Annotated in this window: 14 protein-coding genes and 1 pseudogene; 8 read left to right on the top strand and 7 right to left on the bottom strand. The window is 67.5% G+C overall.

What is annotated here, in order from left to right; translation table 11 throughout:
• Nucleotides 1-106: 106 nt before the first annotated feature.
• The 4 genes and pseudogenes from JF886_RS08775 to JF886_RS08760 all read left to right on the top strand — a co-directional run bounded on the left by JF886_RS08775 (nt 107) and on the right by JF886_RS08760 (nt 1,778).
• Nucleotides 107-757, top strand: a complete 651-nt coding sequence (locus JF886_RS08775; RefSeq protein WP_337311577.1) for an MFS transporter — start codon at nt 107-109, stop codon at nt 755-757.
• A gap of 233 nt (nt 758-990) precedes the next feature.
• A complete protein-coding gene (locus JF886_RS08770; RefSeq protein ID WP_502711415.1) occupies nt 991-1,200 on the top strand; it encodes a ribose-5-phosphate isomerase A in 210 nt (69 codons plus the stop codon).
• A gap of 53 nt (nt 1,201-1,253) precedes the next feature.
• Nucleotides 1,254-1,462 (top strand): annotated as a pseudogene (locus tag JF886_RS08765) (TOBE domain-containing protein); the annotation flags it as partial.
• A gap of 88 nt (nt 1,463-1,550) precedes the next feature.
• Nucleotides 1,551-1,778: an ATP-binding cassette domain-containing protein gene (locus JF886_RS08760; protein ID WP_337311575.1), complete on the top strand. Its 228-nt coding sequence runs from the start codon at nt 1,551-1,553 to the stop codon at nt 1,776-1,778.
• A gap of 55 nt (nt 1,779-1,833) precedes the next feature.
• Here the strand turns inward: JF886_RS08760 and JF886_RS08755 are convergent, their stop codons facing one another.
• A complete protein-coding gene (locus tag JF886_RS08755) occupies nt 1,834-2,769 on the bottom strand; it encodes an ROK family protein (protein ID WP_337311581.1) in 936 nt (311 codons plus the stop codon).
• A 512-nt stretch (nt 2,770-3,281) separates the two neighbouring features.
• Here JF886_RS08755 and JF886_RS08750 point away from each other — a divergent pair.
• On the top strand, nt 3,282-3,776 hold the full coding sequence (locus JF886_RS08750) for a ferritin-like domain-containing protein (protein ID WP_337311573.1): 495 nt from the start codon (nt 3,282-3,284) through the stop codon (nt 3,774-3,776).
• A 13-nt stretch (nt 3,777-3,789) separates the two neighbouring features.
• Here JF886_RS08750 and JF886_RS08745 read toward each other — a convergent pair whose 3' ends face one another.
• The 4 genes from JF886_RS08745 to sdhC form a co-directional block, all read right to left on the bottom strand.
• Nucleotides 3,790-4,056 (bottom strand): STAS domain-containing protein, encoded by a 267-nt coding sequence (locus tag JF886_RS08745; protein ID WP_337311579.1) that lies wholly within the window; start codon nt 4,054-4,056, stop codon nt 3,790-3,792.
• A gap of 4 nt (nt 4,057-4,060) precedes the next feature.
• Nucleotides 4,061-5,461: a SulP family inorganic anion transporter gene (locus JF886_RS08740; protein ID WP_337311571.1), complete on the bottom strand. Its 1,401-nt coding sequence runs from the start codon at nt 5,459-5,461 to the stop codon at nt 4,061-4,063.
• 1,249 nt (nt 5,462-6,710) lie between these two features.
• The gene (locus JF886_RS08735; RefSeq protein WP_337311569.1) at nt 6,711-7,532 is read right to left on the bottom strand and encodes a succinate dehydrogenase/fumarate reductase iron-sulfur subunit; all 822 of its coding nucleotides are present in this window, start codon (nt 7,530-7,532) and stop codon (nt 6,711-6,713) included.
• Between the two features lie 31 nt (nt 7,533-7,563).
• Nucleotides 7,564-8,367: a succinate dehydrogenase subunit SdhC gene (sdhC, locus tag JF886_RS08730; RefSeq protein WP_337311567.1), complete on the bottom strand. Its 804-nt coding sequence runs from the start codon at nt 8,365-8,367 to the stop codon at nt 7,564-7,566.
• Between the two features lie 220 nt (nt 8,368-8,587).
• On the opposite strand from sdhC, the gene JF886_RS08725 reads away from it, so the two are divergent.
• Nucleotides 8,588-9,466 carry an EamA family transporter gene (locus JF886_RS08725; protein ID WP_337311564.1) on the top strand — a complete coding sequence of 293 codons (879 nt, stop codon included), beginning with the start codon at nt 8,588-8,590 and terminating at the stop codon, nt 9,464-9,466.
• 20 nt (nt 9,467-9,486) lie between these two features.
• Nucleotides 9,487-10,470 carry a RibD family protein gene (locus JF886_RS08720; protein WP_337311562.1) on the top strand — a complete coding sequence of 328 codons (984 nt, stop codon included), beginning with the start codon at nt 9,487-9,489 and terminating at the stop codon, nt 10,468-10,470.
• A 35-nt stretch (nt 10,471-10,505) separates the two neighbouring features.
• Here JF886_RS08720 and JF886_RS08715 read toward each other — a convergent pair whose 3' ends face one another.
• Together JF886_RS08715 and JF886_RS08710 are read right to left on the bottom strand one after the other, a co-directional pair.
• Entirely contained in the window at nt 10,506-12,839 is a 2,334-nt protein-coding gene (locus JF886_RS08715; protein ID WP_337311561.1) for a heterodisulfide reductase-related iron-sulfur binding cluster, read from the bottom strand.
• A gap of 162 nt (nt 12,840-13,001) precedes the next feature.
• Nucleotides 13,002-13,949: a DNA-3-methyladenine glycosylase family protein gene (locus JF886_RS08710; protein ID WP_337311559.1), complete on the bottom strand. Its 948-nt coding sequence runs from the start codon at nt 13,947-13,949 to the stop codon at nt 13,002-13,004.
• 479 nt (nt 13,950-14,428) lie between these two features.
• Here JF886_RS08710 and JF886_RS08705 point away from each other — a divergent pair.
• On the top strand, nt 14,429-15,288 hold an 860-nt coding region (locus tag JF886_RS08705), incomplete at its 3' end, for a Rieske (2Fe-2S) protein (protein WP_337311556.1).

The following is a 15,288-nucleotide window of genomic DNA, read 5'->3' as shown; positions in this document are numbered from 1 at the left end:
TCGCGCCAGCGCCGCCACATCTCCTTCTTCCCCGCCGCCGAAAGCCCCGGTCGTCCGCGTTGCGCCACGACGATCCTCCAACCAACGCCGCTGATGCCTGCAAGCATTGCGCTCACCGGTTGAACTCACCGCGGCCTTCTTCATCTTCCAGCAGATCACCGGGATCAACGTCCCCTTCTACTATGGTCCGAAGCTGTTGTCCGACTTCTTCAAGGGCGGGACATCCACCGCGGTCAGCGCGGCCATTGCGGGGGTCGAGGTCACCGCCATCCTGGGGGCGGTCAACGTGGTCGCGACCTACTTCGGCTTTCGCTGGATCGACAAGATCGGCCGGCGGCCGCTGGCGCTCGGCGGCTACATGGGGATGACGGCGTTCATCCTGTTCGCGGCGCTGGGCGTGGCCTTCATGACCGGGGTGCCCAAGACCGTGGTGGTCATGGTCGGCTTCTCCTTCTTCATCACCTCCTTCGCCATCGGGGTTGGCGGAACCGGCTGGCTGATCCAGGGCGAGTACTTCCCGACCGGGGTTCGAGGCCGCGCTGCGGCGATCGGCGCGAGCGTGGACTGGCTCGCCAACTTTGCGATCATCGAGGCCTTCCCGACCTTGAATCAGCGGTTCGGGCTGGCCTGGGTGATGGTGGGATTCGCTGTCCTCGCCGTGCTGGCGATCGTCTTCATCGCCCGCTACCTGCCCGAGACAAAAGGCTTGCCGCTGGAGAAAGTCATCGGCGTCTTCGAACGGGAGGCCGCGCGTTGAAGAGGTTGTCGGCGGGGAGGCGACGGCGTGCAGTCGGCAAACGTTGGCTGCAAACTTCAACCTGGGGCGCGGAGTTCACGAACACCCGCCCTGCCGACACGCTGCCCACCGACGCTGGGCTGGTCTGCGCACTCGCGCTGCTCGGGCACACGGAGGGCCGTCGGCGATTGGCCCGTCACAGTGTCTAAGACGGTAGCCGGGTCCGCGCGACCGCCGATGGTCGATGACCGACCTTGAAGGGGCCAAGCGCGCCGCCGGGGAAGCGGCGCAAGTTCGCACCGATCGCCGACCCCGAGGGGCTCGCCGCCCGCCTGGATGCGATTCCCGGTGTGGTCGGTCATGGGCTCTTCTTGGGCATGGCCGACTTGGTCATCGCGGCCGCAGCTGACGGCGCGCTGACCCGTCTCGAGCCCACCCCTGGAACTGCTGCGCGACCGTCCTGACGACAAGACTGCGGCACACTCGGGCGCCCCTGGCGGCCGGGACGATCACACCAGCAACGGCCCGCAACCGCCTCCGTGGGGTGGTGACGCGGGTGCGCCGCGACGGAGAGTCATGGCCCAGGTCGACCTGCAGTGCGGCCCCTTTCGTCTCGTCTCCCTCATGACCCGAGAGGCTGCCGACGATCTGGGACTCGAGCCCGGCGTGCTCGCCATCGCGTCCGTGAAGGCGACCAGCGTCGTCGTCGAACTGCCGACGCGGTGATCGGACGTATCGAGTTGCCGACCTCGCTCGGGACACTGACGTCAGCCTGCGCGCTGACGTCGCCGTCCGGCGTGGCGGCCTCCACCTCGTGGTCAGCCTGAACGCCGACGCGCGCGGCATCATGGCCGCGCTTGGCCCAAACGGAGCGGGGAAGACGACACTGCTGCGGACTCTCGCGGGCCTGCAGCAGCTCGAGTCCGGGCGTATCGAGCTCGACGGCGCCGTCATCGAAGACACGACGAGGGGGCTGTGGTTGGCCCCGGAGAAGAGGGGAGTTGGCCTCGCCTTACGTCTGGTCGACGAGATGCTCTGTTAGTAGCCGGTCGTTGCCGGGCCAGGACCGGTAGCGGCGGCGCCGCGGCCAGGTCGGCTCAATTGCCACCGATCGCGTTTCCAGCGGTCACAACCCTCGGACCTGGCGGCGCGACGGCACTCTCTGCCGCTGGCCGCGAGGTGGCCGCGATCCAGCGAGCCGCACCGACCAGGCCGGCGTCGTCGCCCAGGGTGTCGAGCACGAGCCGGACCTTCGACGAGCCGGGTCTCATCCGGCGCTCCACCGTGGCAACGAGGTGATCAAAGAAGGTGGGACGTCGGCCCACTCCGCCACCGAGCACCACAACGCCAGGGGCGAACGCCATGATCAAATTGATCACCCCGATGCTCGCCGCGTCGACCGCCGCCTCCCAGACGCCGGTGGCGGTGGCCTCTCCAGAAGCGACGAGGACCTCCAGCTCTTCGCCATCGAGCGCGCCCAGTCCAGCCTCGGTGGCCATGCGAGTCATTCCGCTCCCCGAAGCGAGCTCCTCAAGGGTCGCCGGACGTCCCGAGTCCCAAGCGTCGCGATCGATCACGGTATGGCCGATCTCGGCGAGCGACCGATCACCGCAAAGCAGCTGACCGTCGAAGACCACCCCGGCGCCGATCCCAGTGGAGATGGTGACGTAGGCCACGTCGTGCTCTCCCCGACCCGCTCCGAAGTACGCCTCCCCCACCGCGGCGACATCGGCGTCGTTGGCCAGGTGCACGGCGATACCGACCTGCTCGGCCAGCTGGCGCTCGGAGAGCTGCTCCGGCCACGCCTCAGGGAGGTGTGGGGCCCAGAGCAGGCGGCCAGCCCGGTAGTCGACCGGCCCGGGCAGGCCGACCACTGCTGCACCGCTGCGGTTCTCGCCGGCCACCGAACGGATGAGGTCGGTCACGGCGCTGGGCACCTCCGCGTGGTGCGGCGTGGGCCGTACCCGGCGAAGCACCACCCTCCCCTCGGAATCCACCAGTGCGGCGCGCATGTGCGTGCCGCCGACGTCCACCGCCAAGGTCGTATCCGTGTCCGTCAGCAGCCACCACCAGCCTGAAATAGTGTTCGCCGTCGGTAGAACGCAGCACGACAGCGCGGACAACGAAAGACCAGTCGGAGGCCAGTACGCCCAACCGCGGTTCCGGTCGTGTGGCAGGCTGGGCAGCGTGCGTGCTCCTCCGCCATGCCGGCTGGAACCGGGGACAGCAGCAGTGACGCGAGCTTGCGGTTGGGCATATTGACTCGTAGGTACCGGCGGAGAGACCCACGTTGCACGCGGCGCCTCGCCGCGATGCCTAGCACCGATATGTACCCGTGCTGCGCGCGACATATACGTCGCTGGACCGCACCCCTCACTGACACGTGTCCCCGCGGTGCTGGAGGGTCGTCGAGGTCAGGCTCAGGTCACAATATGGCGACGGGCGGCACTCTGGGCGCCGACGTCGACGAACCGCTCAACCAGGAGAACCCCTATGACAGGATTCCTCACCGACGTCAAGACCTTGCGGGAGCGAGCGCGCGGAAATGGGACGCGGACCCATCACCGAAGCCTACGGCGCCGACCGCGAACGGGTCATCGCCGTGCTGAACGAAGTGCTGGCCACCGAGCTCGTCTGCGTGCTGCGCTACAAGCGGCACTACTACACCGCCCAGGGGCTCGATGCAGGTCCCGTAGCCGCAGAGTTTCTGCAGCACGCCAACGAAGAGATGCAGCATGCCGACCTGGTCGCCAAGCGGATCATGGAACTCCAAGGCGCCCCTGACTTCAATCCCGAGGGGCTCGCCACCCGCAGCCACTCCGAATACATCGAGGGCAACAGTCTGACCGACATGGTCAAGGAGGATTTGGTCGCCGAGCGCATCGCCATTGCCTCGTATCAAGAGATCGTCAGATGGCTCGGTGATGGCGACCCCACTACACAGGACGTCATCAAGACGATCCTTGCGGTCGAGGAAGAGCACGCCGATGACCTGCTCAACCTCCTCGACGGCGCCGACCGTACAATTCCGAGTCGTTGACTCCTTGGCGCGCTTACGGTGGGCCTTCCGCAGGCGCGAAGGCCCTCACCGCTTCGTCGACCGTAGCGAAGAAGCGCTCCGGGCCAATCCGCGCCAGCAGGCCGCTGCGGGCGAGGTTCTTGCGCAGGTGGCTGCCGGCTCTGGCCATGGCAAAGCTGAGGTGATGGCGGTCGAGCTTGTCGAGCATCTCCTGCAGGGCGCGTGCTCCGGTGTAGTCGACGTCGTGCATGCCCACCACATCGAGCACCAGAGCGTGCGGGCTCCCGGTGGCTTGGTCCAGGGCGTCATCGATCTGGGAGCGGAAGTGGCTGGCATTGGCGAAGTAGAGCGGGCGCTGCGAACAAGACCACGAGCACGCCCGGCACCTCGATCGCGAGCTCGGTTGACCCGAGCGGTCCCCAGCTGGTGGTGCCGGGGACCCGAGCCATCACGTGCGCCTGGGGGCGAGAACTCAGGCGGGTCCGGTCCAGGACGGCGAGCCCCACCGCGACCCCGATCCCCTGCTCCACCCCGATCAGAGCCACCGCCAGGAGCGCCACCACGGCGAGCCCGAATTCCCAGACGTCGAACCGGAAGATGGCGGCGAGATCGCCGACGTGGAAGATGTGGGCGGCGATGTAGATCAGCACGGCCGCCAGAGCGGCCAGGGGCACGTCTTGCAGGAGCCCAGCCACGGGCACCAGCAGCACGACCACCGCGGCAGCTCCCAGACCGGCGAGCTGGGTCCGCCCCCCAGCCGCCGCCACCGCCGCCGTGCGGGGAGGGCTGGCGTCGACCGGAAAGGAGCCGACCAGGCCGGCCAGCACGTTGCCGACGCCGACCCCGACGAAGTCGCGGTCGATGTCGACCGTGTAGCCGCCCTGGTCGGCGAAGGCACGGCTGGTGGCCGCGGACTGGCTGAGCACCACCAGCGCCACCAGGGCGGCGGCGGGCAGGACGCTGCCGAGCGACGACCACGACAGCCCGGCCAGCCCCAAGGTCGGGGCGCTGTGGACGACGCTGCCGAGCACGGCCACTCCGTGCTCACCCAGGCCGGCGACCGCCACCAGGACGGTGGAGCAGACGAGCCCGACGAGTGCACCGGGAAGGCGACGATCAATCCGCTCCGCGGCAAGGGCAACCAGGAACACGGCGACGCCGATGCCCAGTGTCCAGCCGTTGGTCGCGTGGAGGTTCGTCAGGACGGCGTCAACGCGATCCAACGTCGAGCCCTTGGTGGCAGGCAGGCCGACGAGGTCGGTGAGCTGGCCGGCGACGATGATCACCGCCACCCCGGCAAGGAACCCGGCGACGATGGGCGCGGAGAGGAGCTCGGCGATCCAGCCGAGGCGGAGCACGCCGACCGCGGCCACCAGGACCCCGACGAGCACCGCCAGCAGTCCCACCAGGGCGACGTATCGAGGTGAGCCAGCCGCCGCCAGGAGACCCACAGCGACGGCGAACAGCGGGGCGATGGTGGAGTCGGCGCCCACCGACATCTGTGGGTTGGAGCCCAGCAGCGCGAAAGCCACGGTACCTGCGACGAAGGCGTAGAAGCCGGTCACCGGAGGCATGCCCGCCAGACGGGACGTGGCCAACTGCTCGGGAACGGCGATGGCCAGAAGCGTCAGAGCGGCGAGCGCGTCCGCCGCCAGCCAGGCTCGTCGATAGCCCTGCGTCGACGACAACACCAGCGATGTCAGCAACGACCAAGGCGCGCGGCGTCGGCTGGGCGGCGATGGCCCGGTCACCGGCTATTCCGCCCTGAGAACATGACCCATGGCGCCGGAGCCTAGCGCGGCACTGAAGCGGTCGCGCCGGCCAATTGCCTCGGTCGGTGTCACCTCGGTGGGGACGGGCCGGTAGCCCGAGGGGCGGTGGGTCGCTTTCTCGCCACCCCCTCTGCAACGCCGCGGACCGGCGAGTGACCTACCTATCGACGCGGTCCGAACGGTTGCGCACGGGGGTGAGCCGAGTCGACAGGAGGTTGCCAGTGGTGCACAGGTACGTGTTCATGCGGGCGGAGCCGGCACTCCACTCTGGGCCAACGGAGTCGTCGATCGTGCTGGCCGCCTGCCCGAGCTGTGGTCAGCGGAGACGTCCCCGTATTGGCCGTCTCGGCCCCCGGCAGTCTGGCCGCGCGTTCTTGGGAGCCGCGATCCCCACCCGTGGCGACGCGGCACCCGATTCCGCGTACCGGGTGGGTCAGCTGCCGGGGCTGTGGACCGTGAACGCTGCTTGCAGCGACGCAGTGCAGACGAGCGCTCGGCTTCGAGGCGCAAGGCATCGATGCAACTCGCATCAGCACACCACTCCGCGTTCCTCGTGGGCTCCTCGACCGCGGACGCCGGCGCAGCAGCTTCTCTGACCAATAAGGAGGGATCACCATGGACCCGCTGATCGCGGCTCTCGAGCATGCGCTCGCACCACCGCGTTGGCCGCGGCTATCTCGACTCGGGGTCGGCAGGTATGTACGGCTCTGCGCCTTCGCATCTGTAAACATGCTGGTGGAGGTGCTCGCTACCATGGCCCGACTGAGACTAGAGGATCGTGTGCGTTCCTCTCTCAGGGTCGTGGCGGTGCTCGAGTTCTTCGAGACCGCGGTCACCGACGAACTAGAGCGACGTCTCGGACATCGAGGTCTGCAAACGCGGACCGGCAGCGTCGCCATGAGTCCGTGGTGGGAAGTTGCCTGTCGTGCGTCGGCAGCGCCGCTTGACTGATCGACCATCGACTCGCCGGTGAGTGATGGATGTCCAGCGCCGTCCACAGTCGTCGAATCGCTACCCGATACGGACCGATCGAACATGCATCAGCCGCACTCGGCAGGCGAGTCGGCCGTCGGCGAATCGGCGTGAGATCCCGGGTGCACCGGTCTGAGGACGCTTGCCATCGCGGGAGGGTGACGACAGTCTCGGTGACCCCATTTGCAGGACCATCGTGGCGCTGGGTGGTTCAGCCCGGGTGACGCCCCCCTGGTGGCTGTGTGTCGTTGTCATGGTTGCCGAAGAGCGAACGACCCACCCAGCGCACCGGATCCCAGCGCTTGTTGGCAACCCTCTCCTTGAGCGGGATGATCGCGTTGTCGGTGATGTGAATGTACTCCGGGCAGACCTCCGTGCAGCACTTGACGACGTTGCAATACCCCAGCCCGCCCTGAGCGCGGGTCTGCTCGGCACGATCGAGGATGTCCTTGGGGTGCATCTCCAAGCTGGCGACGCGCACGAAGAACCGCGGCCCATAAAACCGCTCCGCGAGGCCGTGCGTGCGATTGACGTGGCACACGTCCTGGCAGAGAAAACACTCGATGCACCGGCGAAACTCATAGAGCCGGTCGATGTCGCGTTGCTGGATCCGCCACGGCGTGCCATCGTCGGGAGCTGCGGTGAACGGAGGGATCTCTCTGTTGATCTCGTAGTTGCGCGAGACGTCGGTGACCAGGTCCTTGATCAAAGGGTATGCCTGCATCGGACGCACGGTGACCGGACCCGCGGCTAGCTGATCGATTCGCGTCTTGCACATCAAGGCGGGACGCCCATTGATCTCTGCGCTGCAGGACCCGCATTTCGCCGCCTTGCAGTTCCAGCGCGCGGCCAGATCGGTGTCGAGGTTGTGCTGGATGTAATGGATGGCGTCGAGCACCACCATACCGGTCACCCCCGGAACCTCGTAGGTCACGTCGCCCTGCTCGGCTCCGGGCACGCCACGGAACACGTTGAGGGTGATCGTTGCGCCAGTCAGCCCGGGATCGGGAGTGCTCGACTCGAGGGCGCCCATCAGTTGCGTGCCGCCGCTGTGCCGCTGACCATCAGAGCAGGACGTGCGGATCGAGAAAGACACCGTGTTGGAGCACCCGGATATAGACATCGGTGAGGACAACGCTGAAAAGGCTCAGCCAGGCCCACCGTGGATGGGGGTTGTTGAGCCGGGTCACGAATTGCCACGCGCGATTGCGTGTGACGCCGAGGCGCGCGGTCGAGTAACAGTCGAGCCCGCCGCCGACCAGGTGGCGAAGCGAGTGGCACCCGAAGGTGTACAGGCTCAACAGCGTGACATTGATGAGCATGATCGCCGTGCCAAGCCCGAGCCAGAGGTGGCCGCGGGAGCCGGGCTGGGTGGAGAGGAAGGCCAGGACGACGTCGTACCAGAGAAAGCCGAGGACGATCACGGCCGCATAGAGCGTGAAGCGATGCAGGTTGTTGAGGATCATCGGGAAGCGCGACTCGCCGTGGTACTCACGGTGGCGCAGCTCACCGATCGCGCAGGCGGGCGGATCCCAAAAGAAGGAGCGGTAGTAGGCCTTGCGGTAGTAGTAACAGCTGCCCCGGAAGGCCAGCGGCGACCACAGCACCCAGATCGCCGGCGAGATCGGTCCGGTCTTCCAGATCGTCGGCGAGAAGAACGGCGAGAGGTAGGGACCCCACTCGCTGACGTGATTGGCCGAGCCGGGCGGGGCGGCGACGAAGGCGGTCCAGAGGACGTAGAGGGTGAAGCCACCGAGGACCGTCACCACGGTGGCGGGCAGCAGCCACCAGGGTTGATCGCGGGCGATGCGCTGCAGCAGGCCCGGGCCCGCGTGCGCGCTCGGCGTGGGGGCGGTCACTTGGGCCATGCGGTGAACCTCTCGTCACTGCCCGGCGGGGCTGCGAGCATCGACACAGAACGAGCGCGCTGCGCCTGATCCTATAGCGAACCGGGCGGTGAGGGCGAGCTGGGATGTCGATCGCGGCAGCGAGCCCTGTCATATCGTCGTGGTATGCCGCAGATCGCCTGGCGCCACCCGTCGTCACTCGCCACTCCGAGCCTCAGTCTGCTTCACTGGCCAACCTGAAGTGATCGTCTCGCTTGCATGCGTCGCGCTGTACGCCGTGCTGGTCGGCGTCGCGTCGTTCATCGAGGTTCCGGTTGGTCGCGGATTCGGTGCCTTCCAGCTCAACGTCCTGATTCGCGTCGGCGGCCTGGTCGCCGCCGCTGCAGTGCTGGTCGCCGTCCACGGGCTGGCGTTCCCGGGCGGTTCATCGGCGCTCGCTGGGCTGGGCGTTGGTGTCCTGACCGGCGTGGGCTCGATCTTCTACTGCTTCTCCCTCAAGTACATGCCGGTCTCGCTGGTGGTGACCTTCTCGAACCTCTACCTGGTTATCACTATCGTTCTTGGCGTCATCGTCCTTGGCGAGCCCATCACAGCACTGAAGGTCGCGGGACTCACGGGGACGCTGGCTGGTGTGCTGATGCTCGCCCGCGCGCCGGTACGGTACGGCGTGCACAGCAAAGCAAGCTCTGCTGAGCAGCCGCTTCGGCTCCGCGCCTTCGTCACGATGGCTGCCTATGTTGTCATTGTCGGAGTCGGTGCTTTCCTCGAGAAGCCTGCGCTGAAAGGCCTGGATGCGACCGAGCTCAACGGCCTGATGGCGATCGCCATGACGGCGGTCGCCGTGGTCGCCCTGGCGGTGCACGGTCCTCGGATCCGGATCACCGAACGATCGCTGCAGGGGGTCGGGGTGGGAGCCCTGATTGGGGTCGCCTCAGTCCTCTACTTCCTGGGACTACGTGGCCTTCCGGTCTCCGTCGCCGCCGCGTTCGCCAACTCCTCTATGGTCGTCACCGTGATGCTCTCGGTCGTGGTCCTGCATCAACCTTTGACCCGCGTGCGCGGCGCAGCCATGCTCGTAACCCTGCTCGGGGTGACCCTCCTCGCCCTCTCGGTCGGGTGACGCGTGAGCAGGGTCATGGAATGAGCGAACTGGCCGCCTCGGGAGCCCCGGGCCGCGGCGAGCCGCCGATCGACTGGGTCGACGAGGCGTCCGAGGAGTCGTTTCCGGCGAGTGACGTGCCGGCGTGGCCGTCGTCGGCCCCGGCGCGCGAGCCTGCTCCGCAACTCACCCTCCTCAGCGACCAACCCGACGCCCCCGCCTATCCGCTCGGTCCGCGCCTCGAACACCTCTACGGCGGGCCGTTCAGCCTGGCGACCCCCTGCCTCTACGCGAACTTCGTGTCCTCCGTCGACGGCGTGGTGGCGCTCGGCCCGGGACATCCCGACCCCGGTGGAACCATCAGCGGACACAGCGAGGCCGACCGATTCGTGATGGCCCTGCTGCGGGCGAGCGCCGACGCGATCCTGGTGGGAGCGGGCACCTTGCGTGCGACCCCGGGCCATCGCTGGACGCCGGAGGATGTTTATCCAGCCGCCGCGGCGGAGTTCGCGGAGCTGCGCCGTTTGCTCAAGCGCGCCAGCCAGCCGCTCCTGGTCGTGGTGACGGCCAGCGGTGACATAGACGGCGATCACCCTGCCCTGCAGCAGGATGCGCTGGTGCTCACCACTGAGGCCGGAGCTGACCGACTCCGCGGCCGCCTGCCCGCCGCGGCGTCGGTGAGGTCGCTGGGGCCAGGAGCAGAACTGACCGCGAAGAGCATCGTCGAGGCAATCCACTCCGCAGGGTGCGGCGCGGTCCTGACCGAAGGCGGACCGACCCTGCTCGGGAACCTGGTCCGCGCACGGGTCTTGGACGAGCTCTTCCTGACCGTCTCGCCGCTCCTGGCTGGACGCTCCAGCGCCGCGCCACGGCCCGGCCTCGTCGACGGCGTGGAACTTGCGCCGGCCCAGGCTCGCTGGCTCAGCCTGCTGAGCGTGCGACGTGACGACGCCTACCTCTTCCTCCGCTACCGGCTGCGAGTTCGCACGGCCACCCGCAGCACGCCGTCGTCGGCCGCCGGGTAGGCCGACGCTCGGGCCCATAGCGAGGCACGCTTGGATTAACTGCCAGGGGCGATCTCGGGCGGCTCGGGTGCGCCAACCACGTTGGACTCGCCGGCAGACGCTGTGTCGCTGGGATCTGCGGGGGCGCCTTCGGACGGAGCGATCGTGGTATCGATCTCAGGCACGTCTGCCGCAGCTTCCTCGCCCGCGCCACCGGCAAGCGAACGGGCCACGTAGACGGCCACGTCGTCCACCGCGAGCCGATCCCCCAGCTGCTTGCTGGCGATCCCCTCGTCGAACATCGCCAGGCAGAAGGGGCAGGCGGTGGCAACCTTGGTCGCCGTCGTCGCGGCGGCCTGCTCAACGCGCTTGTGGTTGACGCGCGGTTGTTCCTCCTCCATCCACATGTGACCACCGCCGGCGCCGCAGCACATCCCCTCGCTGCGGTTACGGGCCATCTCGACCACCGTGAGCCCGGGGATCTGCTCAAGGATGTCTCGCGGCGGCGCGAAGATGTCGTTCCAGCGCCCCAGGTAACACGAGTCGTGGTAGGTGATCGTCTCCTCCTGCCGCTTGGATTCGTCGAGGGTGATGCGGCCCTCCTTGAGCAATCGCTCGATCATCTGGGTGTGGTGCACCACCTCGTAGTCACCCCCGAATGCCGAGTACTCGTTGGCGAAGGTGTTGAAGTCGTGCGGACACGAGGTGATGATCTTGTGCACGTTGTACTTGCGCAGCACCGCGACGTTGTCCTTGGCCCGCTCCTGGAAGAGGTACTCGTTGCCGATGCGCCGCGCCGGGTCGCCGCTGCACTTCTCCTCGGTGCCGAGGATGGCAAAGTCGACCTTGCCGGCCTGGAGAATCTTCACCAGCGCGGTGGCGATGGTCTTGGCGCGGTCGTCGAAGGACGACGCGCAGCCCACCCAATAGAGGTACTCGGCGTCGGGCCTGTCGGCGGCGAACTGCACGCCCAGGTCGCGCGCCCAGTCGGCGCGCGTCTGATGGGAGAGGCCGTAGGGGTTGAAGACGTTCTCGATGCCCCGCAAGGCTGTCTCGGCTTGCTTGGGCATGCGCGACTCGTCGAGCACGAGATGGCGGCGCATCTCGATGATCTTGGGCACGTGCTCGATGAGCACCGGGCATTGGTCCATGCATGCCCCGCAGGTGGTGCAGGCCCAGAGTGTTTCGTCCGCGATGGTGCCGCCGAAGAGCGGGCGCTCGCCGCCACTGGCCTCGACCGCTTTGGTCACCGCGTCGGGACCAATCCAGGACGGCTGGAAAAGCCCCGGGAGGTCGTGCCGGGCGCCGAGATGGTCATCCCCGGCGACCCACATCACTGCACCCTCACGGTCGGGCTTGCCCTCGCCGTCGGCACCGTGTTCGATGTGCGCATCGTGGGTAGTGGCGGCGTAGCCGCCGGCAAGGTTCTCGTAGAGGTGATCACGCATGTCGGTGATCAGCGTCTTCGGTGAGAGAACCTTGCCGGTGTTGTAGGCGGGGCAATGCGTCTGACAACGACCGCACTCGGTGCAGGTGTAGAGGTCGAGCATGTCCTTCCAGCTGAAGTGGTCGAGGGTAACCGGGCCGAAGTGCTGATCGGACTCGTCTCCAGCGTTCATCACCGCCTCGATGTCCAGGAGGGGCAGCCGCCCCTTCGGCTCGGTCCATTTGAAGAAGACGTTGGGGGCTGCCGTGACGATGTGGAGATGCTTGCTGTAGCCGAGGTACACCAGGAAGCCAAAGACCAGCACCAGGTGCCCCCAGAAGAAGAGCCCGTGCAACCCGATCAGCATGCTGCTGTGCGCCAGCGGGGTGAACAGCCGTGACACCGCGCTCGCGAACGGACGGTCGGCGGCCATTGCCTGCACCGGATTCCCCTGAGCGATGAGGGTGGCGTAGTTGAGGGTCATGAAGATCAGCAGGGTGCCGATCCAGCCGAGGATCAGCACCGCATCACTGCGATGGCTGCCGCGGAGCCGCAGTGGTTTGACGACGAAGCGGTTGATCAGCGCCAGGGCCACGCCGGCGAGCACGGCGACGCAGAATGCGTCTTGGGCGAAGGCGATGACGAACGCCGCTGGCAGGTCGCTGAAACGGAAGCCCTGCCACAGCGCTTCGACGATCGCCTGGGCGATGGCGCTGAGCAGGACCAGGAAGCCCCAGAAGATCAGCGCGTGCAGGACGCCCGCATAGGGCCAGCGCAGCAGCCGTCCCTGGCCGATCACGTAGATGAAGAACGCCTTGATGCGCTGGCCGACGCGGTCGAAGCGCGGGTCGGCGCGCTGGCCGCGCAGCATGGCCCTGATCAGCAAGCGCCAGCGCAGACCTGTGGCAACCACGGCGGCGCCGGCCACCAGGATCATGCAAGCGGGACTGACGATGGCGGTCACCCAAGGCCCTCCGGGAGCATGGACACGCGGGTCGCCGGTCGACGACCCGCTGCGCAAGCGATTATGTCGAGGTTGACTCTTGTCGCGGCCCATGCACTCCGTTCGACGCCCTCGGGGCCTTCATTGATGCGCCGCGTCTGAGGGATCGTCGCGCACGGCGGCTTACCCGTCGTCGGTCTCGGCGGCAGGCGTCGCTGCCACCCAGCCGGACGTCGCCAGGCTGTCGAGCAGGAGGTGGAAGTACACCAGGCCCGCGTAGGGCGCCCAGCGTTCGGTGATGTGATTGACGCCACGGTAGTCGAGAGGTTCTGGAAGGCTCAGCCAACGACGCAGCTTGTCGCGAGCGCCGACATCGTCGCCGGGAAAGATGTGGAGCCGACCAAAGCCGCGCAGCAGTAGGTACTCAGCGGACCAGCGGCCGATGCCATCCAAGGCACACAGCTCCGCGAGCACGGTTGCATCGTCCGCACCGGCCAGGCTGTCGAGGTCGAGATCACCGTCCGCCAGCCGCCTGGCGAGCGTGATGAGCACAGTGGCCTTGCGTGTGCTGAAGCCGAGCTCTCGCAGTTCAGCGCTCTGAGCTCGCGCAAGGTCCTCTGCTGTTGGAAACGCGCGCAACCCGTTCTGCGAAGCCTTTCCGTACCTGTCGGTCAGGCGGTTGAGCAGGCTGATTCCCACGTTCAGACTGAGCTGCTGGCAACTCACGGCGTTACCGAGCGCCTCGATCCAGCTCTGAAACCGCGGCGGATGGAGCCCGCGGAACCGCGTGACCAAGGACCGCAGAAGTGAATCCTGCTCGGCGAGGCTGTAGAAGGCATTCAGGTCCATTCCCAAGCCGAGAGAGCGGCTCAAGATCTCGCCGATCTGATCCTTCGCTGAGCCAAGGGCAGCTTGTGGGCCGGTCAGACGAACCAGCAGATCGGGATTCTCGGCAGGTCCAGTCTGCCCAACCTCGGCCTCGACCACCTCATCAGCGGTGGCCATGGCTCGGCGATACGATCTTCCGTCCCAGCGATCCAGGGCGTTGGTCGGGCGCCGGCGCAGCGCCCACGCGACCAGGTCCAAGCGAAATGGCGCCACCGGATGGAGCACGAACACCGTCGTGGTCATCCTTGCTTTCGGCCACGACGTCGGCAGCCACGGGCTGGGCCACTGTCTCGACCTGTCCAAGGCTGCTCCAGACGACACCGTGATGGATGCGTGCCTGGCCGTTGTCGGGCAACGGACTGTCCGCGTCGGGTCGGGATCGCGCGCCACAGGCGGGCAAGCGACTTCGGCTGCCTACTGGTCGCGACCCCCCGAGTTGCTGTTGCCAGGGCGGTCGACGTGTCGGCGGCCAGCGGCTCGATGAGCAGCTCGGCCGCGACCTTCTTCACCGGCGTCTCCTGCTGGCGGCACTACCGTCATCCACTTGCTGTGGGCTCCGAGGTGACCCGACCCAGGAGACACGGTAGCGCCTACCAGGCACCCCTGACCCGGACCGCGCCTTGTGCGGACGCTGCTGATACAGATAACGCTCTACTGGCACATACAACGTGAGACCGGGGTGGCGCCGCCTCGGCCTCACCACGCGGGACGGAGGTGAGGTAGTGACAGAGCCGCTCGTGGACCGTGTGATCCGCCGTCAGGGATGGCTCGAGCCGGTCGCTGACGTCATCCAGAAGGCGGTCAATGGCGCGTATCGCGTTCTCGGCAAGCCGGGAGCGGCACTCCGCAGCGCTCTGCACGGCACGCGCATCTTCGGTCATCCCCTCCACCCCGCCCTCACCGACCTCCCGGTGGGAGCGTGGACGGTGGGCGTCGTCGCCGACTTCGTGGCCCACTTTTCCAACCACATCCCCACCGAGGCCGGTGACCTGGCCCTGGCGGTGGGCGTGGTGGGAGCACTTGGCTCGGTGCTCACCGGCTACACGGACTTCCACGACACCGAAGGCCACGAGCGCCGCGTCGCGACGGCACACGGGCTGGCCATGACCCTCGCCGTAGGCCTCGACGCCGCGTCGCTCGGCCTGCGCTGGTGGGCTGGCCTCAACCTACATCCCCTGGCGGTCGGTCTGTCGACTGCAGGGCTGGGGGTGCTGTTCGCTGGTGCGTACCTGGGTGGGCATGTCGTCTTCGGGATCGGCACCATGGTCGATCACCTCGCCTTCATCGTCGGCCCCCAAGAGCCAGTGAATGTCGGTGCCTCGACCGACTTCGCGGAGGGAACGGTGCGCTGCGTCGACGCGGGCGACATGGCAGCGCTCGTGGTCCGCCGAAACGGCGTGCTCTGCGCCATCGCTGACGTCTGCACCCACGCTGGCGGCCCTCTCCATGAGGGTCCGCTCGAGGACGGGGTCGTGACCTGCCCCTGGCACGGATCCCGGTTCCGTATCGACACGGGACAGGCTCTGCGAGGCCCCGCGACCTTCCCCCAGCCCACCTTCACTGTCCGCGAGGCGGATGGCCA

Source organism: Candidatus Aeolococcus gillhamiae (assembly GCF_016464765.1).
GTDB classification, from domain to species: domain Bacteria; phylum Chloroflexota; class Dormibacteria; order Aeolococcales; family Aeolococcaceae; genus Aeolococcus; species Aeolococcus gillhamiae.
Note: the sequence above shows the minus strand (reverse complement) of the source record. Positions and strands in the feature narration are given on the sequence as shown.